This is a genomic window from Bacillus sp. MM09(2025), assembly GCF_050496725.1.
GTDB classification, from domain to species: Bacteria; Bacillota; Bacilli; order Bacillales; family Bacillaceae; genus Bacillus; species Bacillus pumilus.
In genome coordinates, this window is record NZ_JBNWEN010000004.1 from 1,595,231 (window position 1) to 1,616,314 (window position 21,084).

General features: G+C 43.2%; 22 protein-coding genes. 15 read left to right on the top strand and 7 right to left on the bottom strand.

Features of this window, described 5'->3' with window-relative positions:
• The first annotated feature begins 61 nt into the window (after positions 1 to 61).
• The gene (locus ACQYAC_RS14585; RefSeq protein WP_429943537.1) at positions 62 to 544 is read left to right on the top strand and encodes a hypothetical protein; all 483 of its coding nucleotides are present in this window, start codon (positions 62 to 64) and stop codon (positions 542 to 544) included.
• A 344-nt stretch (positions 545 to 888) separates the two neighbouring features.
• Here the strand turns inward: ACQYAC_RS14585 and ACQYAC_RS14590 are convergent, their stop codons facing one another.
• The 3 genes from ACQYAC_RS14590 to mmuM form a co-directional block, all read right to left on the bottom strand.
• The gene (locus ACQYAC_RS14590; RefSeq protein WP_427128487.1) at positions 889 to 1,509 is read right to left on the bottom strand and encodes a hypothetical protein; all 621 of its coding nucleotides are present in this window, start codon (positions 1,507 to 1,509) and stop codon (positions 889 to 891) included.
• Between the two features lie 126 nt (positions 1,510 to 1,635).
• The gene (gene mmuP, locus ACQYAC_RS14595) at positions 1,636 to 3,039 is read right to left on the bottom strand and encodes an S-methylmethionine permease (protein WP_061406635.1); all 1,404 of its coding nucleotides are present in this window, start codon (positions 3,037 to 3,039) and stop codon (positions 1,636 to 1,638) included.
• A 46-nt stretch (positions 3,040 to 3,085) separates the two neighbouring features.
• Positions 3,086 to 4,024 carry a homocysteine S-methyltransferase gene (gene mmuM / locus ACQYAC_RS14600; protein WP_427128489.1) on the bottom strand — a complete coding sequence of 313 codons (939 nt, stop codon included), beginning with the start codon at positions 4,022 to 4,024 and terminating at the stop codon, positions 3,086 to 3,088.
• Between the two features lie 334 nt (positions 4,025 to 4,358).
• Between mmuM and ACQYAC_RS14605 the strand changes: the two genes are divergently transcribed.
• From ACQYAC_RS14605 to ACQYAC_RS14620, 4 genes are all read left to right on the top strand, one after another.
• Positions 4,359 to 5,189, top strand: a complete 831-nt coding sequence (locus ACQYAC_RS14605) for a YitT family protein (RefSeq protein WP_034320763.1) — start codon at positions 4,359 to 4,361, stop codon at positions 5,187 to 5,189.
• Positions 5,190 to 5,292: 103 nt separating this feature from the next.
• A complete protein-coding gene (locus ACQYAC_RS14610; protein ID WP_012008800.1) occupies positions 5,293 to 5,610 on the top strand; it encodes a PadR family transcriptional regulator in 318 nt (105 codons plus the stop codon).
• Positions 5,603 to 6,190 (top strand): DUF1700 domain-containing protein, encoded by a 588-nt coding sequence (locus tag ACQYAC_RS14615; protein WP_144463168.1) that lies wholly within the window; start codon positions 5,603 to 5,605, stop codon positions 6,188 to 6,190. The genes ACQYAC_RS14610 and ACQYAC_RS14615 overlap by 8 nt, the downstream gene beginning before the upstream one ends.
• Positions 6,187 to 6,357: a hypothetical protein gene (locus ACQYAC_RS14620; RefSeq protein ID WP_167550604.1), complete on the top strand. Its 171-nt coding sequence runs from the start codon at positions 6,187 to 6,189 to the stop codon at positions 6,355 to 6,357. The genes ACQYAC_RS14615 and ACQYAC_RS14620 overlap by 4 nt, the downstream gene beginning before the upstream one ends.
• A gap of 208 nt (positions 6,358 to 6,565) precedes the next feature.
• On the opposite strand, the gene ACQYAC_RS14625 is transcribed toward ACQYAC_RS14620, so the two are convergent.
• Entirely contained in the window at positions 6,566 to 7,783 is a 1,218-nt protein-coding gene (locus ACQYAC_RS14625) for a multidrug effflux MFS transporter (RefSeq protein ID WP_429943538.1), read from the bottom strand.
• 213 nt (positions 7,784 to 7,996) lie between these two features.
• Here ACQYAC_RS14625 and ACQYAC_RS14630 point away from each other — a divergent pair, with 213 nt between their 5' ends.
• Positions 7,997 to 8,545 carry a GNAT family N-acetyltransferase gene (locus ACQYAC_RS14630; RefSeq protein ID WP_180309647.1) on the top strand — a complete coding sequence of 183 codons (549 nt, stop codon included), beginning with the start codon at positions 7,997 to 7,999 and terminating at the stop codon, positions 8,543 to 8,545.
• Positions 8,546 to 8,591: 46 nt separating this feature from the next.
• Here ACQYAC_RS14630 and ACQYAC_RS14635 read toward each other — a convergent pair whose 3' ends face one another.
• Positions 8,592 to 8,795, bottom strand: a complete 204-nt coding sequence (locus ACQYAC_RS14635) for a hypothetical protein (RefSeq protein WP_169057462.1) — start codon at positions 8,793 to 8,795, stop codon at positions 8,592 to 8,594.
• A 115-nt stretch (positions 8,796 to 8,910) separates the two neighbouring features.
• Here ACQYAC_RS14635 and ACQYAC_RS14640 point away from each other — a divergent pair, with 115 nt between their 5' ends.
• Positions 8,911 to 9,450 (top strand): DUF402 domain-containing protein, encoded by a 540-nt coding sequence (locus tag ACQYAC_RS14640; protein ID WP_429943539.1) that lies wholly within the window; start codon positions 8,911 to 8,913, stop codon positions 9,448 to 9,450.
• A gap of 39 nt (positions 9,451 to 9,489) precedes the next feature.
• Here ACQYAC_RS14640 and ACQYAC_RS14645 read toward each other — a convergent pair whose 3' ends face one another.
• Complete coding sequence (locus tag ACQYAC_RS14645; protein WP_429943540.1) at positions 9,490 to 11,103, bottom strand: S8 family serine peptidase; 1,614 nt, start codon at positions 11,101 to 11,103, stop codon at positions 9,490 to 9,492.
• 186 nt (positions 11,104 to 11,289) lie between these two features.
• Between ACQYAC_RS14645 and ACQYAC_RS14650 the strand changes: the two genes are divergently transcribed.
• The 4 genes from ACQYAC_RS14650 (at position 11,290) to ACQYAC_RS14665 (ending at position 15,760) form a co-directional block, all read left to right on the top strand.
• Positions 11,290 to 12,771: an amidase gene (locus tag ACQYAC_RS14650; RefSeq protein ID WP_429943541.1), complete on the top strand. Its 1,482-nt coding sequence runs from the start codon at positions 11,290 to 11,292 to the stop codon at positions 12,769 to 12,771.
• Positions 12,772 to 12,808: 37 nt separating this feature from the next.
• Positions 12,809 to 13,372: a TetR/AcrR family transcriptional regulator gene (locus ACQYAC_RS14655; RefSeq protein WP_144463160.1), complete on the top strand. Its 564-nt coding sequence runs from the start codon at positions 12,809 to 12,811 to the stop codon at positions 13,370 to 13,372.
• A gap of 80 nt (positions 13,373 to 13,452) precedes the next feature.
• Entirely contained in the window at positions 13,453 to 14,475 is a 1,023-nt protein-coding gene (locus tag ACQYAC_RS14660; RefSeq protein ID WP_429943542.1) for a quercetin 2,3-dioxygenase, read from the top strand.
• A gap of 151 nt (positions 14,476 to 14,626) precedes the next feature.
• A complete protein-coding gene (locus ACQYAC_RS14665) occupies positions 14,627 to 15,760 on the top strand; it encodes a zinc-dependent alcohol dehydrogenase (protein WP_058015216.1) in 1,134 nt (377 codons plus the stop codon).
• Positions 15,761 to 15,782: 22 nt separating this feature from the next.
• Here ACQYAC_RS14665 and ACQYAC_RS14670 read toward each other — a convergent pair whose 3' ends face one another.
• A complete protein-coding gene (locus ACQYAC_RS14670; protein WP_012008812.1) occupies positions 15,783 to 16,220 on the bottom strand; it encodes a MarR family winged helix-turn-helix transcriptional regulator in 438 nt (145 codons plus the stop codon).
• A gap of 261 nt (positions 16,221 to 16,481) precedes the next feature.
• Between ACQYAC_RS14670 and ACQYAC_RS14675 the strand changes: the two genes are divergently transcribed.
• The 4 genes from ACQYAC_RS14675 to ACQYAC_RS14690 all read left to right on the top strand — a co-directional run bounded on the left by ACQYAC_RS14675 (position 16,482) and on the right by ACQYAC_RS14690 (position 21,076).
• Entirely contained in the window at positions 16,482 to 17,990 is a 1,509-nt protein-coding gene (locus ACQYAC_RS14675; protein WP_429943543.1) for a class I adenylate-forming enzyme family protein, read from the top strand.
• Between the two features lie 66 nt (positions 17,991 to 18,056).
• A complete protein-coding gene (locus ACQYAC_RS14680) occupies positions 18,057 to 19,439 on the top strand; it encodes an amino acid permease (RefSeq protein WP_429943544.1) in 1,383 nt (460 codons plus the stop codon).
• Positions 19,440 to 19,539: 100 nt separating this feature from the next.
• Positions 19,540 to 19,905: a VOC family protein gene (locus ACQYAC_RS14685; protein WP_429943545.1), complete on the top strand. Its 366-nt coding sequence runs from the start codon at positions 19,540 to 19,542 to the stop codon at positions 19,903 to 19,905.
• Positions 19,906 to 20,215: 310 nt separating this feature from the next.
• Positions 20,216 to 21,076, top strand: a complete 861-nt coding sequence (locus ACQYAC_RS14690) for an alpha/beta fold hydrolase (RefSeq protein ID WP_268496660.1) — start codon at positions 20,216 to 20,218, stop codon at positions 21,074 to 21,076.
• Positions 21,077 to 21,084: the final 8 nt, after the last annotated feature.

The following is a 21,084-nucleotide window of genomic DNA, read 5'->3' on the forward strand; positions in this document are numbered from 1 at the left end:
CTGGAAAAATACCAATTAATGTCGATAGTAATATAGTAGGAAAAAAAAGGAGGATTTATCGATGAAAAAAATCATGTTTGCTTTATTTCTATCATTGCTTCTCGTATTCCCAACATTTGCACATGCTGAGGAAACAGGAGCAGTACCAGCATCCGTACAAGTAACAAGTGTTACAGCAGCCGATAGTGGATTAGTGAATTACGGCTATGGCAGTAAATATCGCGTGGGCTCTTATTATCCAGCTACGTTTAAAGGAACACTAAAAGATACAAGTGGAAATCTAATGCCCAATCAGCCGATCCAGCTTTATTTTGAAGCAGCAATTAAATCATATGCTCAAACAGCGACAGGCACAACAGACGAGAATGGACAATTTTCACTGACGTTTCAAGTTCCTGCAGGTGCAGGCTACCAAACATACAATAATGCAGGCTGGTCTACACATTACTACGATATCGTTCCAGTGACGTTCACTTCAAAAGACATCAAGCTATCTTCAAATGTCACAAGTGTGTACCATTTGGCATATACAGTACGTAACTAATTTGCTGGGGGAGACGACCTGGCTGAAGCCTTGTCGTTTTTTTCATAGAAAAAAGGATGTCATCATGTGACATCCTTTTCTTTTTGTTAGCAAACCTGCTGGGCGGCAACCGAAAGAGTCGATAAACAAACACTCATGAGCCGTGACTCCCAGATTCGATCGAGCGTTTAACTTTTAATTCTGAGCTTTGATGGATAAGAACTTTCACACTTGAACGTTGATCCTTGAACCTTCAGCTTTGAGCTTTTATCAAGGATCATCCAGAGATGATCAGATGAGGAGGGAATGACCTTTCCCTCGGAGGTGTTTAGTTCTATCGATTTTCGGCTCACTAACAAAATTGATTAATCGATCTGTATTTTCGTTAGTGTATTGCTCTCTGACAAGGAAAAATCAACTTCCATTTGAAAATCCTCAATGTCGGTCGAAAGCTTTTCAATCTTCACTCGAAGACGAAGCGGATCGATGATCGTCGCCTCATTTTCAGCGAGGAACGACTTGACGATCTCTTGGTTGGCAGCCGCTTGTGTTTTTCCGTCTTTTCCAAACAAGGTTTCTAAATGCTGGTCGAGCCTCTTCTTTACCTCTTCATTGGTCTGTTCTGCTTTGTCTACTAGCTCTGTGTACACCTTTTTCAATTTCCGTAAATAACGAATATCATATTCTATCGATGTCTTCCGTTCAATCGCTTCTGCCACTGTCATGCTGACACCCGCTACATCAATCGTTGTGGTCGCATTCGACACAACGATGGCTGATTTAATGGCATTCCGGCGTTTGATTAATGCTTGAATCGATTGGTCATCAGCCTTCGCCTTCTTTTCGATTTCTTCTTGATGTTGAAACCCGTGCTGTATATGTTTCCCGATCATCAATCCACCAAGTACGGCTTCATCAATGGTTCGGTTGATTCTCTTATCTAACATTTTCAGTTCGCTTAATGCTCTTGTAATGGTCATTTCCATATTAGTGACAACTCCCTTGGTTCATCCTGAAAATCATAGATTCCTATCATATATATACCAAAGTGTGCTTCTTTTACTAACAATATCCTTTTTTTGTAAGACTATTATCATAGAAAAAACCTGGCGTTATACACCAGGTTCTTCACGTTTTTTCTGTATCCAAGCTGTCACATAATAGGCAGCATAGCAGAGCGCGATGAAGGGAATGCCGCAGATAAGGGCAATCCGCTGATTTGGATCAAAGGCAATGCCGATCACAGAGGCAAGACACAGGAAGAAGGCAGCAATCGGAACCACTGGGTAGAGAGGGGTTCGAAAGGTAAGATCATGGAGCTGTCCGCCTTCCTGTAAAAAACGTTTCCGAAACATAAATTGTGAGGCAGCAATCCCCATCCACACGATCACAACGGCAAGTCCTGAGATCGAAACAAGGACAAGGTAAACCGTTTCTGGTGCGATGACACTTGATAACAAAGAAAGAATTCCACCGATCATACTTAAAATCAGTGCATTCAAAGGGATTCCTTTTGATGTCAGCTTCGCCAGTTTCTTAGGCAGTGTCCGTTCCTCAGAAAGTGACCAGAGCATACGGGATGATGCGTATAGTCCAGAGTTTGCGGCAGATAAGATCGCTGTCAAAATGACAAAATTCATGAAATCTGCGGCATATGGAATCCCGATGCGATCAAACACCACAACAAATGGACTTTTGATCACCCCGGCTTCTTCCACTGGGATCAAGCCGGCTAAGACCACGATCGTTCCAACGAAAAACAAGACAAGCCGCAGTACGGTAGTGCGAATCGCTCTTGGAATGGTTTCGTCAGGGTTGACGCTTTCACCCGCAGCAATCCCAATTAACTCCGTACCTGAAAAAGCGAAATTGACGGCCAGCATCGTCATTAAAATCGGTAAAAAGCCGTTTGGGAAAAGACCGCCTTCCCCGGTGAAGTTAGAAAAGAACGGAGCGGCCTCACCGCCCTTTAATGGAATCAAGCCAAACATCGCAGCTCCGCCAAGGATAATAAAGAGAATAATAGCCATTACTTTAATGCTGGAAAACCAAAACTCTGATTCTGCAAAAAACTTAACTGTAAACGCATTGAGTAAAAAGATGAGAAGAGCAAAGACGCCGCTCCACATCCAAACCGATGTGTCTGGGAACCAACGCTGCATTAAAAGCCCTGCCGCTGTAAATTCTGATCCGAGTGCCACTGTCCATGTCAGCCAGTACAGCCAAGCAACTGTGTAGCCTGTGCCAGGTCCAATGTATTTTGTTGCATACGTATGAAAGGCCCCTGTAACCGGCATTGCGACAGACAGCTCGCCTAAACAGAGCATCACGAGGTACACAATTAATGCCCCGACAAGATAGGCAAGGATCGTTCCCGCGGGTCCTGCTTGATTGATGGTATACCCAGAGCTTAAAAAGAGCCCTGTTCCAATGACCCCGCCTAGAGAAAGCATGAACAGGTGGCGGCTCGTCATTTTTCGTTGATATTGTTGTGATTGATCTTTTGCTTGTTCCATGTCTTCCCGCCCTTTTGCTTAGAAGTATGTGTGATGATTCATGCTGCTATGATGTGGTAAGTCTTAAGATGTCCGTGATATCTTCTGGGGTCGTCCGGCAGCAGCCGCCGATGATATGCGCGCCGTCTTGATACCATTGATGCGCACATTCACCAAATGTATGCTGAGGCGTATCTCCGCTCCATACCTTTTCTTCGGGATCATATAACTCCCCTGAGTTTGGATACACGACAATCGGCTTGCTTGTCCCCTTTTTCATCTCTTGAATGAGAGAAGAGATAAATTGCGGCGGCGTACAGTTTACACCAACAGCAGCGATCTGTTCATAAGGTTCTAGTGCGTGTACACATTCTCTGAGCAAATCACCTTCACTGATATGAAGGTCGTCCCTCGCACTGAATGTAATCCAAGCAGATACATCACTGAATTCATCTTTCAGCAGCTTTGCAATGGCAGTTGCTTCAATGAGACAAGGGATCGTTTCACATGCAAGAATATCTGCACCAGCTTCTACTAATGCCTGAATCCTTGGTCTATGAAAATCAATGAGTGCCTGCTCTGTGAGTCCGTAATTTCCTTTATATTCTGAACCATCAGATAAATAAGCGCCGAATGGCCCCACAGATCCTGCAACAAATGGTTTTGTCCGCCCTTTACGACTGGCTTCATCCTGCCAAAAAAGGTCCCGTGCCTCTTTTGCTAAAGTGACAGATCGTTTCATTAGGTCAATGGCTTCTTCTTTTGAATAGCCTTTTTCAGCGAAGCCATCAATCGTCGTTTGGTAGCTCGCTGTTGTGGCACAGTCAGCTCCGGCTTGGAAGTAATCCAAGTGTACTTGCTGAATCAATTCTGGCTGTTCAATTAGTATTTTGGCGGACCATAAACTGTCATTTAAATTACAGCCCTTTCGTTCAAGCTCTGTTGCAAGTGCACCGTCTAAAATTAAAGGTGCGTGAGCCTGTAAACGGCTTTGAATAGGATTCATCGAATGGAACACCCTCCTTTTTAGTCGGAAATGATGGATATGATATGAGGCAGTAGTTTAAATGACTAAAGTGTTTTTGTCAAGGAGAGGGAAAAGCATGTGATGGCTGAAAAACCCTGAAAACATGCGGGTTTCCATGCATAAACATGCAGTCAAAATAATAGAAAACCAAGTCATTGACAGCCTCTAAAAAGAGATATATATTATGAAAAGGTTCATATCAGAAAGCTTCATCAAAAGGCGCTGTCTTTTGATTTTTATTTTGTTCAACGACTGTCTTCTTTCGTGCAGAAAGAGGGTTTTTTATATGCTTAAAAAAGGAGGAAAGAAGAAATTGAAAAAATGTGTAAAAGATATCGCAATGATTCTAATTGGTTCGTTTTTATTTGCCGCCGCAGTGAACATGTTTGTCATTCCGCTTGAATTTGGTGAAGGCGGTGTAACGGGGCTGTCCATTATTTTCTATTATTTGTTTGAAATTGCACCATGGCTGACGAACCTAGTGTTTAATGCCATCCTGCTGCTTGTGGGGTATAAATATTTAGACAAGAAGACGACGATTTATACTGTGGTTGCCGTCGCAAGTAACTCCCTATTCTTACACCTGACCACAACATGGGTCGTGAATGTTCACGAATTGATCATTGGCGCCATTTTCGCAGGAATCATTATCGGAATTGGGATTGGTCTTGTGCTAAGAGCAGGCGGTACTACGGCGGGTTCTGCCATACTCGGAAGAATTGCCAACAAGTATTTAGACTGGAACGTGAGCTACGCCATCTTGTTCTTTGATCTGATCGTCGTATTTGCTTCCTACTTTATTATTGGTGCGGAAAAATTAATGTTCACGATTGTGATGCTGTACGTGGCAACAAAGGTGATGGACTTCGTGATAGAAGGACTTAACACGAAAAAGGCAGTGACGATCATTTCTTCATGCAAAGATGATATTGCCGAAGAAATCAATCACACCTTGGATCGAGGCGTGACGATTTTAAACGGCCGCGGTCATTATTCAAAGGAATCAAAGGAAATTCTTTATGCAGTCATTCAAAAACAAGAGCTTATGCGTCTAAAGAAAATCATTAAGAAAATTGACCGAGACGCATTCGTTGTTGTCCATGACGTGCGTGATGTGTTCGGAGAAGGATTTGTGAATATATAAAAACGGAAAGACCCCAAAAGGGTCTTTTTTTTATTTTATGCTTTATACCTCTTGTCACATGATACTATGTAATGTATAGTATAAATGGTTAGGAGTTGTAATTATGAATGCACAATTAAAAAAGGGTTTACTTGAATTCTGTGTACTGGCGGTATTAAAGAAAGGCGATTCCTATGGTTATCAAATGATTAAAGATATGTCCCATTGTATTGAGATTTCAGAATCGACATTATATCCGATATTAAAGCGGTTAGAGCAAAACAATTATGTGGAGACCTATTCCCAGGAACATAATAGTCGATTAAGAAAATACTACCGGATGACACAAAGCGGCCGTGAGCATATGGCGCAGTTTTTAGCGGAATGGGATCAAGTGATGGCGATTTACGACTTTATTTCTGGAGGACAGGGCAATGAATAAAAAAGAATTTTTAGCTAGCCTAGAGAAGCACCTGCATCGTCTAGGCGAAAAAGAAAGTGATCGGTTCATCGAGTATTACGATGAAATGATCGAGGATTATCAGGAAGATGGCTACAGTGAACAGGAAGCGGTCGATCAAGTCGGGCAGCCTGCCATCATCGCTGAAGGAATTTTGAAGGAACAAGGAATTAAAACCGTTCAGGTGCCGACGTTTGGAGAAAAAGCTACAAGGCTTTCCATCCTCATTTTAGGTTTTCCATTATGGGGTAGTATTCTAGCCACAGTTTTCCTGCTAATTCTTTCTATGTATATGGTAATTTGGTGCATTCCACTCGTGACAGGTACAATGACGCTAGTTGGTCTGCTCGGCGGTTTTTGGAGCATCATTGGTTCTCCGTTTATCTTTCAGGACGGTTTGCATGTGGTGGTGACGCAGATTGGCGTTGGTATTCTTCTATTAGGTGTCGGATTATTATGCGGCATGGCTACGGTGTATTTGACAAAGCTATTTGTTCAAATGACTGTTCAAACCACTAAGGCATTCATGGGAATGTTTAAAAAGAAGGTTGTGAGAGTATGAACGTGAATGATTTAAAAAAGCAATGCATCAAATGGGGGATCATCTTCACCGTTGCCGGAGGAATTGTCATGGCAATTGGTTTAGGACTATCAGGCTTTGACCTAGATGCATATGACAACAATGATCAGAACAATGTGTTCCGTACCATCAATTGGAGCAAGCCATAAATGAAAGATCCGCTTATGCGGGTCTTAGCGTGTAGACAAACCCTCGCATTCGGTGTCAGTCCTGCGCGTCGGTACTCACGAATGTCAAATTCGCTCCGTTCCGGTGCTCGTCCTTCCTAGACTGCAAAGGTTTTCTATCACGCTGAAAAGAAGACAAAGGGCTAAAATAAACATCATTTTAGCCCTTTGTCAACAATCTGAGACCCGCTTATGCGGGTCTTTTTTTTGCTCGAACCACAAAGAAGAAATAACAGCAAAGTGCACCTAGTTCACAAAGCATAATGATCAGGCCCATTGGAAAGGCTGTTTGGCTTCCGGCTAGTCCGACAAGAGGCGTCATGCAGGCGCCTAGCAGCATTTGTGCCACACCGATGAGTGCGGCTGCACTTCCTGCATGTGCGCCGTGATGCTGCATCGCAAGAGACGGGGCAGAGGTGCCGACAATTCCAACGCTTGATACCACAAAAAAGAGCGGAATGAGAATACCATACAACCCTGCATCAATGGAGATCATCAAAAATAAGGTGACGCCGCCTAAGGCAGCTGTCAGCAATCCAATGCGAAGAACCTTCTCTTCGCCGATTCTCGCAGCGACACGGGCAAATACTTGTCCAGCTGTGATGATTCCAAGACTATTCACCGCAAAGGCAGCACTGAATCCTTGTGGAGAAAGGTGAAAAAGCTCCTGAAGCACAAACGGTGAGCCAGAAATATAAGCAAACATCGCTGCGAATACAAGACCTTGCGAGAGGGCATATCCTACAAAGAGACGATCACTCGCTAAAATTTTCATGGCGCCAACAATCTGTTGAAAGCCTCCTGTTTGTCTGCGCTCCTCAGGTAAACTTTCCTGAAGTGAAAAAATAGATCTCAGCAGCATCAAAGCCCCGAGAATTCCTAATAGAACAAATACACCCTGCCATGTGGTAAAGCGTAACATCTGTCCGCCCACAATAGGTGCCGCTGCCGGAGCAACCCCGTTGACCAACATGAGCAGTGCAAAGAATTTCGTCATTTCTGAGCCTTCATAATGATCTCGCACAATGGCTCGTGCAATGACAATGCCTGCTGAACCAGCGAGTCCTTGAATCAATCTTAAGAGGATGAACATCCAAATTGACGAGACCACCGTACATAAAAGAGAGGCGGCGATAAAAATGATTAAGCCGATCATCAGCGGTTTTCTTCTGCCGATTGTATCACTAATAGGCCCTGCAATCAGTTGTCCAAGTGCCAGTCCAATAAGACAAGCCATCAGACTTAATTGGGACAAAGCAGTGCTTGCTTCAAAATCTCGCGCAATATGAGGCAATGCAGGTAAATACATATCCATTGCAAGCGGTGCAAGGGCTGTTAAGGAACCAAGCAGTGCAGCAAGGAGAAATCGGTTTTTTTTCGATTCTTGGGGATAAGATAAAGAACTCATATGATCATTACACTCCTCGTATACTTCCTCAAAACAGCATAATGAATCAAGCGTTCTTTTTCAATGGAAATTTTCAAAGAGGATTGCGTGCAAAATGATTGATCTTTCGAATGAGACTCTTTACATTGAATGAGTAGAGAAAAGGACAAGGTCAACGACATGCAGTATTTGCAAGATACGTATATCTAGCATTAAACAACAGGAGGTGCTGACATGGAGCAGCAAGAGCTGATCATTCGTCAAGCAGTCAAAGAAGATCATGAAGCGATCAGACATGTACTAATCAAATCCTATTCACAGTATGAGCCTCAATTTACGGAGGAAGGCTGGCAAAATTATTCTGCTGCGCTTGCAGCAGCTGTAGATAATCCAAACATGGAGCTGATGCTTGTGGCGGAGCTTGAAGGCAAGGTCGTGGGGACGCTTCAAATGTTCCGGTCATCAGCGCAAGCGTATGACAAACCCGAAATGGGCATTACATCAGCCATCGTCCGGTTTTTAGGAGTAGATCCCGATGTCAGGGGAAAAGGAATTGCAGAGTCATTGTTACGTAAAAGTATTGAACTCACGCAATCATGGGGCGAAAATGTTCTGTACCTTCATACATCTGATAAAATGCAGGCTGCCATTCGTCTTTATGAAAGAATGGGCTTTGAGCGTGCACTAGATAAAGAATTTGTGAATCAAAATGGGACACATGTCAAGAGCTATCAATATGTCATCCAGAAAGAACAGCCGGCAGGTTCATCACATCACGCGTAATAAAAGGAAGAGCACGTCCTCTATGGACAGCTCTTCCTTTTTCAATTTACGCCCACAGTATAAGCGCCCAATAGGATACTCCCCACGAGATTAAGCCGAACATAACAAAGAATTTTAACATGCGCTCATAAGGAGAAAGCTTTCGTTCTCTCTTCGTTTTCACCAGCCGCCAATAAAGGGCATAGCCGCAAAAAATGAGGATGATTTGTCCAAGCTGTGTAAGGTTTTCAAGAATCGTGATTCCGTTCATTTATTTCACCTCATCATAGGTCTTCCATATGTGAATGCAGCAAGCCTTTATTTTTTCATAAAAAAAACGGTGTATACTGGAAAGAGAGAAACTAGATGCAAGAGGGAGTTGTGACATGTTGTTTTCGCTACATGCGGATCGGTGGGATGAAGTAATCGAGAGAAAAATCAAATACGATCAGAAGGTTGTGGAACATACGTGTCAGCTGTTAGATGCACAGGGACAGAAAACTGTGCTTTTTCACAAGATTGAAGAGACGTTTTCGATGAGTGCAGGCGATGATACGCTGACAATTCCAAAAGGGAGCTATACGACCGCCTACTATTGGAAGGATCGTCCTTACAATATGTATTTCTGGAGAGATGATCAAGGGAAGGAACTAGGTTCTTATTTTAATATTGTGGGGAATACATGGTTGAACGGCCAGCTGGTCATGTTTGAAGACCTCATTGTTGATCTTCTCGTTCTACCGAATGGTGATTTTTTTGTATTGGATGAAGATGAGTTGCCAGAGAGTTTAGCGGATTTTGAACAAGGTTCAGTGCGCCGAGCATTAGAGGGTGTGATGGCTTCGTTAGAAAGCATACTTGATCAAGTGAGGGCAGATACTGAAGGAAAATATCATCATAGCTTATTTTCGCCGCTGTTAAAATAGAAAAAAACGATTCCTTTCAGCGAGGAATCGTTTTTTCTGTTAAACCTTGATACGGTTTAATCGTTTTTGTAAACTGGTTTTCGTTTTAGAAGCTTTTAGCTGTTTGACAGCGGTTTGCGCTGCTGCTTTTGTTTTCTTCGTTCGTTTTGATTCCGCTTTTTTCACCTTTTGTTTGGCGTCTGTCACTTTCTTTTGATAGGCAACCTGTTTTTTGACTTTGTCGAGCCGGTTTTGCAGGCTTGTTTTTTCTTTGCCTTTGTTTAGCTTTTTGATGGCTGTTTGAGCGCTTTTAATGGCGCCTTGTGTTTTGCTTTTTTCGGCTGTTTGAACCTTAGCACGTGCCAAGCGGATATCAATGGTTCCTTGTACCTTTTTCACCCGTTCAGTGAGTGCTGTTTTTTGTTTACTTGCAGTGAGTCGGCCAATTCTTGTTTTGGCTTGATTGACATCTGCCTGCTTTTTAGAAGTTTCGGCTATTTTAACAGCGCTGGTCGCAGCTTTTACAAAGGTGGACTGCGGTATATATTGCACGCGGCCATACCCGAATTGTGGATCTTTTCCTTTTGTGCCAAGATCCACTGTATAGCTGCGCAATAAGGTGCGAAGCTGTACATTTGTTTTCTTCGGATGAAGCTGTTTCAACAGTGCCAGCATGCCTGTGACATGCGGCGTAGCTTGTGATGTACCTGTTGCATACCAATATTCATTTTTTAAATAAGTGCTGATGACGTTCTGGCCAGGGGCAGAAAATTCAATGCCTTTCCCTGTATTTGAGATAGACGCGAGTTTGTCTTTGTCCGTCGTTGCAGAAACGGCAATGACACTATTGTAAGCGGCAGGGTAGCTAATATTATTCTTCTTCCCATCATTCCCGCTTGCAGCAACCACAAGCAGACCTTTTTTATATGCTTCATCCACTGCTGAGCGCAAAATAGGGATATTGTCTTCAAAACCTAAACTTAAATTCATAATATCCATCTTGTTGCTAATGGCCCAATCGATTCCTCGAAGTAGACTGTACAAGTCGCCTTCTCCCTTTTTATCTAACACCTTCACAGCATACAGCTTCGCGCCAGAAGCGACGCCGACTGTGCCGTAATCGTTATTGAGGGCACCAATCGTTCCTGCGACATGTGTGCCGTGTCCTTCATCATCTTTATAGGAGGAAGTGTAGTTCACGAATGATTTACCGCCGGATATCTTTAAATCCTCATGTGGAGAAATACCAGTATCTAAAATGGCGACTTTCACATTTTTCCCCGTGACGCCTTCTTTTATCGCTTGCTTTACATTCAGCTTTTGCAGGTTGTAAGATTTTTGAACCAATGCATCCTGATTCGTAGAGGCAGCGGTTTTTTTCATCGTAGAAGAAGCGAGTTTGACCTTTATGTTTTTTGAAACATACGCGATGTTGGGGTCTTTTTTGAGTGACGTGACCGCTTGTTCATCTGCTGTCACAGCGACAGCGGGAAGATGTATGTACTGTTCGTTCACTTTTTCACTTTCTTCAATCGCTGTTTGCTTTCCTTTTTGGTTTTTATAGACGATGATGACATCTGTTTCTTTTGGCGGTGCAGCTGCCTGCGAATGGTAAGGCAAGGCAGTTGTCAACGCAAGAAGAAACGCGATGACTACGACAATTTTCTTTTTCAAGGCGATAGCCCCTTGCATACGATGACCTCCGTCTTTTTTTCTCTATTATATCGGAGAAATGAGAAGGATGGTTAGAAGAATCATATTGTTTGTCAGAAAGTTTTTTTACAAGTAACCTGAAATTGAAATTCATACAAATCTAGTAGACAATAGAGAGATCATAATAAGAGAAAGTAGGATATGCTGATGAACGTAAAAGAGTATATGACGTATGATGCGACAGGCTTGGCAGCACTTGTACGGAATAAGCAGGTAACGCCAGACGAGCTTGTACAAGCTGCATTTGCTAGATTGAATGAGGTCAATCCTGAACTAAATGCGTTGATTCAGACAAGACAAGATCAAGTATTAAAAGAAATCAAGACATTACATACGAATCAGCCGTTTGCAGGCGTTCCATTTGTACTGAAAAATATATCGCAAGGGCTGGAAAATGAACCGCTGACAGCAGGTGCTGCATTGTTAAAGGATGTAAAGGCAAAAACGGACTCCCACTTTGTCCAGCGATTGAAGCAGGCTGGATTTCTCATGATGGGTCATACAAACACACCAGAATTCGGATTAAGAAATGTAACAGAACCTGCTTTACATGGTCCAACGAGGAACCCTTGGCATCCTGACTATTCCCCTGGCGGTTCAAGCGGCGGGACGGCAGCAGCTGTTGCAAGCGGCATCGTGCCTGCTGGTGGAGCAAGTGATGGTGGAGGGTCGATTCGGATTCCAGCATCCTTTACAGGTTTGTTTGGTCTCAAGCCAACAAGAGGAAGAACGCCGGTAGGACCAGGCGCAGGAAGGCAGTGGCAAGGGGCATCCATTGACTTTACACTCACAAAAACAGTGCGGGACAGTGCAGCCCTTCTTGATCTGCTTCAAGTCATTCAGCCTGAAGCGGCTTTCCAAACGCCATTATACGACGGCAGCTATCAAGAAGATCTAGTGAAACGTACATCTTCTATGCGAATTGCTTACAGTGTACAATCTCCAGTTGGGACGAAGGTCAGTGAGGAAGCGAAGCAGGCGGTGCAGCAAACAGTGAAATGGCTGAGTGATCAAGGGCACCAAGTAGAAGAAGCAGGGCCTGCAATCGATGGGGTTCATCTGATGCAGCAATACTACGTCATGAACAGCGGAGAAATGTCTGCATTATTCACGTCCTTGGCTCGTTCATTAGGACGTCCAGTCAATCCGGAGGAAACAGACATCGTGGCATGGGTGTTGGCGGAGGCTGGCAAGAACGTAACCGCTGCTGCTTACACAGAAAGTCTTGATGCATGGGATATGGCGGCTGCACAAATGGCGTCATTTCATCAAACCTATGATCTCTTTGTGACACCAGCGACAGCCTATTCAGCTCCTAAGGTTGGTGAGTTGATGCATTCGAAGGAAGAAGTCACTGAACTTTTACGTGTGTCATCTCTCTCAATGCAAGCGCAGCAGGATCTCATTTATGACATGTTCTTAAAGAGTTTGACCTACACACCATTTACACAGCTTGCCAACTTAACGGGTCAGCCTTCTATGAGCGTTCCTGTTCATCTCACTGAGGAGGGCATGCCTTTAGGTGTCCAGGTTACAGCACCTAAGGGGAAAGAGGATTGGCTGCTTCGGCTTGCAGCAGAAATGGAGACATCCTCGATTTGGAAAGGAACAAATCAACTCATACGTTGAAACGACATTTGTCTATGGAGGGAAAGGAGTGTCACACGTGAGTACGAAGGATAGAATTATTCAAACGGCCGCACTTCTTTTACGCAAACAGGGGTATCATGCGACAGGATTGAATCAAATCATTAGAGAGAGCGGCACGCCTAAAGGATCTCTTTATTATTATTTTCCAAACGGAAAAGAAGAGCTAGCCATAGCAGCCGTTGAATATATTAGTCAAAAGGTCATCAATCAAATAGAAGAAAGCTTTGCCTATTCGAACGATCCTTATATCGCCATCGACCGTTTTATGACAAACATCATCCGGGGATTTACGGAGCAGGAAAATGAAAGAGGGATTCCGATTGTCTTGCTGGCGGCAGAATCCAAGCCAGAACATACGCAGCTTCATACTGCATGTAAACAAGAAATGATCCGCTGGCAAAAGCTTGTGAAAGAAAAGCTCATGAACAGTGGTTATGAAGAAAACAAAGCGGATGAGCTGGCTTCCCTCCTTCATTCAATGGTGATTGGGGGTCTATCGATGACCACAGCACTCAAACAAACGACCCCGTTAGAACATGTGAAATGTTACCTTAGACACTTATTTATGCGAGAAGAGTAAAATCTCTCGCATATTGTCTATCTATTATATCAATTGGTCTATATAATAAAGATAGTCAATTCGTCATGAGGAGTGATGGGATGTCGGAGCAATCGCAATCGATCAAGCAATCCGAAGGTACCTCTTTTTATACCTTGTCTGGTTCAGGGAAGCTGTATGGGCTGGAAAATCAGCTTGTTCATGTGCTGGCAGAAGCAACTCGAACGAATCAGCTGTTTGAGCTTGTCTTAATCACAGGTGGGAAAGGAGCTTATTTTCCACTTCACTGTCATGAGCACTTATTTGAAACCATTTTTGTGCTGGAAGGAAAGCTTGAAGTGATTTTGGATGGTAAAAAATATATGGTCACAGCCTTCGATTATATTCATATTCCGCCCAAAACGATCCATGGCTACAGAATGCATAGTCACAAAACAAGATTTATTTCATATACGTTGGGCGGACAAATGACAGATGTCTATCAGCAAATCGGGAAAAAGCTTCAGCTGAACGAATGGCCGATGACTGATCATGCTTTCGATGCAGCCAGCTTTGAACAAGCTGAAAAAGAAAGCGATCTCATCTTGATGCATGGTATCCGGCAGCTGTCAAATACAACAAAGCCCTCCGTTTTATTTCATAGTCAGCTTCCTCAGGCGGTGCAGCCCTATGTATTAGAGGCTGGTGAAGGGAAGCAATATATTGTGGATGGTCAGCTCCATGAGCTGATCGCAACAACAGAAACAACTGGAGGCGGGTTCAGTCATTTTGTGATTGAAGGCGCGAAGGGAAAGTATTTTCCTCCGCATTATCATCAAGTACATACAGAAGCACTCTATTGTGTTGAGGGAAAAATGAATCTTCAATTGAACGGTGAGGATATATGCCTGATGCCGGGTGACTTTGCCTATATACCGCCGGATACAATTCACTCTTATGAATTCGTGTCTCATTCTAATAAATTTTTGCTATTGCTGCTCCCTGGAAAGATTGAGCAGTTGTATGAGCAGTTTGAAGAATCACAAGGTCCGAGTATATGTCCTTATTTTATTCAAGAAGGGAACTTGATGATCGATCGAGAGACTTCCTCTCAATATGATTTGGTCTTTATCGATAAAGGATAAATATGTAACGCGTTACACACATGATTGAATAAGCGCCTGTCGAACCGATCGACAGGCTTTTTTGTTTTTTCATATTCATGATTTGATGCATGAACCATCCTCTCAAGGTGAAGCTATGTACAGATGATTTTCGCTAAAGGAGGAAATGCATGTGAGAGCTGTTACTTACCAAGGGAAAAATAGCATCGCAGTGAAGAAAGTAGATGCACCATCAATTCAAGATCGGGAAGATGTGATCATTCGAATTACATCAACAGCAATTTGTGGATCTGATTTACATTTGTATCAGGGGAATTTCCCGCTTCCAATCGGTTATGTGATTGGGCATGAGCCAATGGGGATTGTGGAGGAAGTTGGCCCAGATGTCACGGCAGTAAAAAAGGGAGACCGTGTCGTTATTCCATTTACCGTTGCATGTGGTCAATGCCAATATTGCCATCACCACTTAGAAAGCCAATGCGACAACTCAAACCCGCACTACGATTCGGGTGGACTTTTTGGATATAGTGAGAAATATGGGAACTACCCAGGAGGACAGGCAGAGTATTTACGCGTGCCTTTTGGCAATTACACCCCGTTTAAGATCCCTGATGATTGTGAGCTGGAGGATGAACAATTGCTGTTCTTATCTGATGTTCTCCCAACTGCTTATTGGAGTGTGGAGCACGCCGGTGTGAAAAAAGGTGATACGGTCATTGTGTTAGGCTGTGGACCTGTTGGGCTAATGGCGCAGCAATTTGCATGGCAAAAAGGGGCAGAACGTGTGATTGCGGTCGATTATATTGATTACCGTCTGCGACATGCAAAACGGATGAGCGGCGTAGAAGTATTTGATTTTACAGAAGATCCCGACATGGGAGAAACGTTAAAGGAGCTGACCAAGGGTGGTGCCGATGTTGTGATCGATTGTGTGGGGATGGACGGGAAGAAGTCGCCGCTTGAAAAAATTGAGCAGAAACTCAAGCTGCAAGGTGGAACGATCGGACCGATTCAAATTGCCACAAAAGCCGTCCGTAAATGTGGAACGGTGCAGATGACGGGTGTGTACGGCGGTCTATACAATATGTTCCCGTTAGGTGCCTTTTTCGCAAGAAACGTCACCCTTAAAATGGGTCAGGCTCCGGCTAGAGGCTACATGTCAAAGCTCTATCAAAAAGTGACAACTGGTGAAATTGATCCTAGGGCGATCATCACACATCAATTGCCGTTAGATGATGCCGCTCATGCGTATCACATATTTAATGATAAGAAGGATGATTGTATAAAGGTCATCTTAAAGCCGTAAAGAAGAAGGCTTAGGAATGTTCCTAAGCCTTTAATGTGTGCTCGTCCATCATTTTCTCAATTAATTCAAAAAATGTTTTTTTATCTTCTTCTGAAAGATGGTTGAACAGTTGATTAACAAGCAATTGGCGGTTGTCGATCATTTGTTTTGCAATTTGTTCACCAGATTCAGAGAGTTCAATCCATACAGTACGGCGGTCATTATTATTTCGAGAGCGGATAATCAGCCCTTCATCTTCTAAGTGATTGAGAGCGGTTGTTGTTGCAGAGGGAGATAATGAAACTTCCTGCAGAATATTTTTCACAGTACATGATTGATGACGATAAATGATGCGTAAAATAAACCCTTTCACATTCGTGACGTTTTTCGGGATGTTCTCTTCATCTATTTGTTTCGTCGCCTTTAAATACTTTGTCAGCGCATGGTCTAATAAACTTGCCTCTAGCTCGAAATGTTGCATTCTCCATACCTCTTTTCCTATTGCATTCGCATTTTCCGATCAATTACTAGGTCTATCTTATCATAATAGTTATCATCATTTAAACCAAAATGGAAGACGGCTATAAAATTACCTATATTATCAATTAATATAAAGAACAATTCCAAATTGAAATGATTTTACTTTCATCTGGTTTTATTTTAGAATGTGAATGAGATAAAATCTGCCAACCCATTCACTGGAAATTGGCTATTGTAAATCAAACGTTTGGAGATGAAGATATTGAATACACTACAGGCATTACTTAACGACAGAATGGAACGCTCATCACAAATTGAAGCGGTAACTGGCGGGGGTGTGTCTTATACATTTGAAGAATATGCAAAGCGCATTGACCAGCTCGCTCATTACTTACACCAAAAGGGGATTCGAAAAGGGGACCGTGTTTGCTTTATTAGTCAAAACCATCATCACTTCCCTACGATTATGCTGGCAGTCATCAAAGCAGGTGCAGTCGCAGTTCCGCTTAGCTGGCAGCTTACTTCCTTTGAGCTAGAAGGTATTTTGAAAAAAGCAGAGCCAAAGGCTTTATTTTTTGATCGTGAATTCCGTGACATCATTGCGGCAGTGAATGTGTCTTTAGAAGATTGCCTGATGGTGGAATCAGGTGTCAATGCGAAAACAACACAGCTGTTTGAAGACATTTTGGCTTCAAATGATGGAAGTAACCTTGCTGAAGAGGTATCAGAAGAGGATCTAGCGATGATTTTATTCACCTCTGGGACAACGGGCAATCCAAAGGGCTGTATGGTCGGACATGGACGAATCTATCAATTTTTAACAAGACGTGGGAATCGAGGATTCGATCTGAAAGGAAAACGATACTTGGCGAGTCATCCTCTGTATCATATGAGTTCAATTAATCATCTGATCGCAGCTGCAATTGAAGGATATACACTTGTCTTCTTACATGATGCTACACCGAAGCGCATTTTAGAAACAATTGAGAAAGAAAGAATTACGTTCATGATGGCTTTCCCATCAGCTTACACGTACATGCTAGAAGAAATGAAACGCGGTTCGTATGATCTTTCATCTTTTGAAATTGCGATTTCTGGCGGTACGAAGGTGCCGGTGCGCTTAATTAAAGATTACAAAGAAGTAGGCATTCAGATGATGCATGGCTATGGAAGTACGGAAGCATGGGTTGTGAGTGCGTGGCATCCAGCGATGGGCGAGGATAAAATGGGCTCTGCGGGTAAAGTGGACCCGGATGTAGAAGTGAAAATCGTGCATCCTGAGACAGACGAGACATTGCCAGCTGGAGAAATTGGCGAAGTCGTCATGAGAAGCCCATTTTATTTCTTAGGCTACTATCATCAGCCTGACGCTACAGAGAAGGTACTCAAAGATGGCTGGTTCCATATGGGAGATGCAGGCTATTTAGATGAAGACGGTTTTCTTTTCATCACAGGCAGATACAAAGATGTGATTCTGTACGGCGGGGATAATATCTATCCTGACCAAGTAGAAGAAGTCATTGATCAAATTCCAGGTGTGATTGAATCAGCTGTCATTGGGGTACCGGACGAATTATATGGTGAAGTGCCAAGTGCGTATATCGTAAAAGACGATTCCGTCGATTTTTGTGAAGAAGATGTGGTGAACTATTGCCAGGAACGTTTGGCAGATTACAAAGTACCCTCCATTCATTTCACACAGGAGCTGCCAAAAAATAAGCTTGGTAAAATCATGAAGAAGGATTTACGTGAATTGGTTGTGAATGCGTAGTACCTATTCTGCTATAATGAAATTTGAATGATTTTTTGTTTTTCTAACGTTTTGGAGGGAAAGGGTTTGCGACATATTCTTCGTAAGAAACACATTCACGATTTGTTAGAGCAGAGCAGGCAGCAAAAGGTACAGAAAACGCTGGGCGGGCTCGATCTCACGCTCCTTGGTATAGGGGCAGTGATCGGCACGGGGGTCATGGTGTTAACCGGAATTACAGCGGCTAAGGATGCAGGGCCGGCTGTCATTTTTTCCTTTGCCATTGCAGCGATTGTGTGCAGTTTGGCAGCACTTTGCTATGCAGAAATGGCTTCAGCGCTGCCTGTTTTCGGCAGTGCGTACATTTATTCATATACAACGATGGGTGAGCTTGTCGGTCATCTAATGGGATGGACGTTATTGTCCGTTTATATGCTGACTGCTTCAGCTGTCGCCAGTGGCTGGTCGAGCTATTTCAACAGCTTGCTTGAGGGTTTTGGAATTTCGATTCCCCATCAATTCTTAGCGGGACCGGAACAAGGCGGATATATGAATCTGCCAGCCATTATCATTGCCTTACTAATTGCGTGGATCTTATCTAGAGGAACGAAGGAAAGTAAAAAATTCAATAATATCATGGTGTTTGTGAAACTCGGTATTATTGTTCTTTTCATTGTAGTAGGCGGGTTTTATGTACAGCCAGCCAATTGGCAGCCATTCATGCCGTTTGGTGCAGAAGGTGTCATTGCCGGTGCTGCTGCTGTGTTTTTTGCCTTCTTAGGATTTGATGCGATTTCTGCTTCTGCGGAAGAGGTGAAAAATCCGCAGCGGAACCTGCCAATTGGCATTATTGGCTCATTACTCATTTGCACGATCATTTACATTGTCGTTTGTTTGATTATGACAGGTATGGTGCACTATACAAAACTGAATGTCACAGAGGCTATGTCCTATGTGCTGCAAAGTGTACATCAAAATAGCGTAGCCGGTATTATTTCTGTCGGTGCGGTCATTGGATTGATGGCTGTGATTTTCGCCAATAATTATGCAGCAACTCGAATTGCGTATGCGATGGGACGAGACGGTCTTTTGCCTAAAATGTTTTCGAAAACAAACAAAAGCAATACGCCTGTTGCAAGCATATGGATGATTGGCGGCATGACAGCTGTTATTTCAGGGTTTATTGATTTAAAGGACTTGTCCAATTTAGCGAATATCGGTGCTTTATTGACGTTTGCGATGGTGAGTTTATCTGTGCTTATTTTGAGAAAGACACATCAGCAGCTTGAGAGGGGATTCCGGGTTCCATTTGTGCCGGTATTACCGATTATCTCAATGGGCTGCTGCTTGTTCCTTATGCTCAACTTACCAGGCCGGACGTGGCTTTACTTTGGTGTTTGGCTGTTAATCGGTGTCGTCATGTACGCAGCGTATTCAAACAAACATAGTGAATTAGCGAAATCCTCATGAGAAAAAGGTGCAAATCCGTTGACGATTTGTGCCTTTTTTCATACGATTTGGGATAAGCTATAAAAGAGAAGATGGACGGAACAAGAGGAGGATGAGGGGTATGATTAGTGTTAGTCCTTATATTGTGGTAGACGATGTGAAGGAATCTCTTCAATATTATCAAGGGATTTTTGGCGGTGATATTCATATTTTAAATGAACATCAAGACCGTGTGCTGCATGCAGAACTGCACCTTGGAGAATCACTGCTTCACTTTTCAGATACGTTTGGCCACACACCAAAGCCCGAACATCTCAAATTGATTATGCAGTTTGACAATGAAGAAGAACTAAAGGCTGTATATGAAGCGCTGGAAGCTGATGGAGATGTAATGGTCGAATTACAGGATACGTTCTTTGGCGCACTTCACGGACAAGTACAGGACCGCAAAAATGGGTTGATCTGGGTGCTGAATTATATGAAATAAACCAAGACCTTCACCTTCGTGAAGGTTCAGCGTGTAGACAAACCCTCGCATTCGGTGTCAGTCCTGCGTGCTGGTGCTCACGAATGACAAATTCGCTCCGCGCCAGTACTCGTCCTTTCTAGACTGCAAAGGTTTTCTATCACGCTGAAAAGAAGACAAAAGGCTAAAATCAAGATCATTTTAGCCTTTTGTCAACAATCTAGACCTTCACCTTCGTGAAGGTTTTTTTTGGGAGTGCTTTTATTTTCTGAAAAATGGAAAATATGCTATGTTGGAAGAATAAAAGAACAAGGAGAAAGGTGGCAAAGGGATGGAGCAAATTGAATTTCAATCAATCCAAACAAATGGTGTAACACTTCACACAGCAATGGCTGGACCTGAGGATGGCCCGCTGCTTATACTGCTGCATGGATTTCCTGAGTTCTGGTACGGCTGGAAGAACCAAATTATGCCCCTAGCCGAGGCAGGATATCGTGTCGTCGTTCCTGATCAAAGAGGCTACCATCTAAGTGATAAGCCAGAAGGAATCGAATCCTATGTATTAGATCAACTGAGAGATGATATCGTAGGGTTGATTAAGACCCTTAGTCCGAATCAAAAGGCGATTGTGGGGGGGCATGATTGGGGCGGGGCAGTTGCTTGGCATTTGGCATCCACACGTTCTCAATATGTAGAGAAACTAATCATTGTCAACATGCCGCATCCGCGGGTGATGATGAAGGTTCTTCCGTTTTATCCGCCACAGTGGAAGAAAAGCTCCTATATCGCTTTCTTTCAGCTTCCGAATGTGCCAGAGGCAGCACTCCAAGAAAATCACTTTCAAAAGCTGGATGAAGCCATAGGACTGACTGCAAGACCACATTTGTTCTCGAAAGAAGATGTATTAAGCTATAAGCTGGCTTGGACGCAGCCAGGTGCCATGACCTCGATGCTTAATTGGTATCGCGCGATCAAAAAGGGAGGCTTTGAAAAGCCGATATCTAAACGTATTTTAGTGCCTGTTCGCATGATCTGGGGGATGGAGGACAAGTTTTTAAGCAGAAAGCTAGCGAAGGAAACGATGAAGATTTGCCCTAATGGTCAACTGATTTTTGTCGATGATGCTTCTCATTGGATCAATCATGAAAAACCAGAAGTAGTGAACAAACTCATACTCGAATTTTTGAACTAAAGAAAAAA

Bases quoted from the DNA above. Each gene is read 5' to 3' on its own strand.
- ACQYAC_RS14585 (WP_429943537.1), top strand. From the start codon at position 62: ATGAAAAAAATCATGTTTGCTTTATTTCTATCATTGCTTCTCGTATTC.
- ACQYAC_RS14635 (WP_169057462.1), bottom strand. From the start codon at position 8,795: ATGAACGGAATCACGATTCTTGAAAACCTTACACAGCTTGGACAAATC.
- ACQYAC_RS14660 (WP_429943542.1), top strand. From the start codon at position 13,453: ATGTCGGAGCAATCGCAATCGATCAAGCAATCCGAAGGTACCTCTTTT.
- mmuP (WP_061406635.1), bottom strand. From the start codon at position 3,039: ATGGAACAAGCAAAAGATCAATCACAACAATATCAACGAAAAATGACG.
- ACQYAC_RS14615 (WP_144463168.1), top strand. From the start codon at position 5,603: ATGAATAAAAAAGAATTTTTAGCTAGCCTAGAGAAGCACCTGCATCGT.
- ACQYAC_RS14650 (WP_429943541.1), top strand. From the start codon at position 11,290: ATGAACGTAAAAGAGTATATGACGTATGATGCGACAGGCTTGGCAGCA.
- ACQYAC_RS14625 (WP_429943538.1), bottom strand. From the start codon at position 7,783: ATGAGTTCTTTATCTTATCCCCAAGAATCGAAAAAAAACCGATTTCTC.
- ACQYAC_RS14630 (WP_180309647.1), top strand. From the start codon at position 7,997: ATGGAGCAGCAAGAGCTGATCATTCGTCAAGCAGTCAAAGAAGATCAT.
- mmuM (WP_427128489.1), bottom strand. From the start codon at position 4,024: ATGAATCCTATTCAAAGCCGTTTACAGGCTCACGCACCTTTAATTTTA.
- ACQYAC_RS14590 (WP_427128487.1), bottom strand. From the start codon at position 1,509: ATGGAAATGACCATTACAAGAGCATTAAGCGAACTGAAAATGTTAGAT.
- ACQYAC_RS14690 (WP_268496660.1), top strand. From the start codon at position 20,216: ATGGAGCAAATTGAATTTCAATCAATCCAAACAAATGGTGTAACACTT.
- ACQYAC_RS14640 (WP_429943539.1), top strand. From the start codon at position 8,911: ATGTTGTTTTCGCTACATGCGGATCGGTGGGATGAAGTAATCGAGAGA.
- ACQYAC_RS14685 (WP_429943545.1), top strand. From the start codon at position 19,540: ATGATTAGTGTTAGTCCTTATATTGTGGTAGACGATGTGAAGGAATCT.
- ACQYAC_RS14670 (WP_012008812.1), bottom strand. From the start codon at position 16,220: ATGCAACATTTCGAGCTAGAGGCAAGTTTATTAGACCATGCGCTGACA.
- ACQYAC_RS14620 (WP_167550604.1), top strand. From the start codon at position 6,187: ATGAACGTGAATGATTTAAAAAAGCAATGCATCAAATGGGGGATCATC.
- ACQYAC_RS14610 (WP_012008800.1), top strand. From the start codon at position 5,293: ATGAATGCACAATTAAAAAAGGGTTTACTTGAATTCTGTGTACTGGCG.